Origin of the sequence: Kitasatospora sp. NPDC058492 (genome assembly GCF_042720685.1) — a bacterium.
GTDB lineage: Bacteria > Actinomycetota > Actinomycetes > Streptomycetales > Streptomycetaceae > Kitasatospora.
Genome location: NZ_JBHXMU010000038.1, coordinates 68,718 through 69,592, shown reverse-complemented (window position 1 = coordinate 69,592; position 875 = coordinate 68,718). Strand labels below are relative to the sequence as shown.

Sequence of the window (875 nt, the reverse complement as noted above, 5' to 3'; positions counted from 1 at the left end):
TGCCGCCGGTGTTGCCCGCAAACATCCTTCCGCGTTCTTTATCCAATCTTCCAATTCTCCTGCTTTCCGCCGCGGGGGGCCGCCCCGCGGCGCCCCATTGGCACGCTCACGCGCGCCTTCGAGCGCCAGGACTCCGGGCCGGCTTACAGCAGGGTGGCCTCGGCGGTGCCAATGGCCTGGGGCACCGCCAGAATCGCGCCGTCGACGTAGTCGATGCCGGCCTCGGCCGCCCACTCGGCGGTCTCCCGGGCCTGGGTGGAGCTCGCCATGGTCAGGTTGACCAGGGTGCGGCCGGCCAGGGAGGAGGCGGCCGGGTCCAGCAACCTGTGCACGGCGTCGTAGTCCGAGACACGGACGACGACCAGCGGGCTCGCCTCGAGCGCGCTCCTGACCGAGCCGGCGAGGGGCGCGCCCTTGGCGACGAGCTGCTCGGCCTTGCCGGCCGAGCGGTTCCAGACGGTCGTCGGGTGGCCCTTGTCCAGGAAGACCGCGGCCGACGCCTGGCCCATCACCCGCGGTGGACGGTGCACGACCTGCCCGCCGGACCCGACGTCACGGCCGAGGCCCCGGGCGACCTGCTGGACGTCCTCCTCGCCTTCGGCGAGCCGCCCGGCAGGGTGGGCCGCCGCTGCGAACGGTGGTCCCGTGCAAGCGCATTGGCCGGGTAGGACGAGTTGGACGGGCCGACCGGCCGGTCACCAGCCGTCGGTGAGCCGGAAGGCGTGGGAGAAGGAGGCTCCGCCCGTGTTCATCCATTCGTCGAGGACGCCGTAGGTGTCGTTGCGGGCGATGAGGTCGGCACGGCCGGTGCCCCGGAAGTCACCGGCAACCGTCTGCGAGAACGGACCCCACCCGTCGGTGACGAGCACGCGGCC

1 protein-coding gene and 1 pseudogene are annotated in these 875 nt (G+C 72.6%); both read right to left on the bottom strand.

Annotated features, from left to right (window positions below):
* Nucleotides 1–143: 143 nt before the first annotated feature.
* The gene (locus ACFWPI_RS24245; RefSeq protein ID WP_079135381.1) at nt 144–509 is read right to left on the bottom strand and encodes an NAD(P)-binding domain-containing protein; all 366 of its coding nucleotides are present in this window, start codon (nt 507–509) and stop codon (nt 144–146) included.
* A gap of 186 nt (nt 510–695) precedes the next feature.
* Nucleotides 696–875: pseudogene (locus ACFWPI_RS24240) on the bottom strand (hypothetical protein); the annotation flags it as partial.

Bases quoted from the DNA above. Each gene is read 5' to 3' on its own strand.
- ACFWPI_RS24245 (WP_079135381.1), bottom strand. From the start codon at position 509: ATGGGCCAGGCGTCGGCCGCGGTCTTCCTGGACAAGGGCCACCCGACG.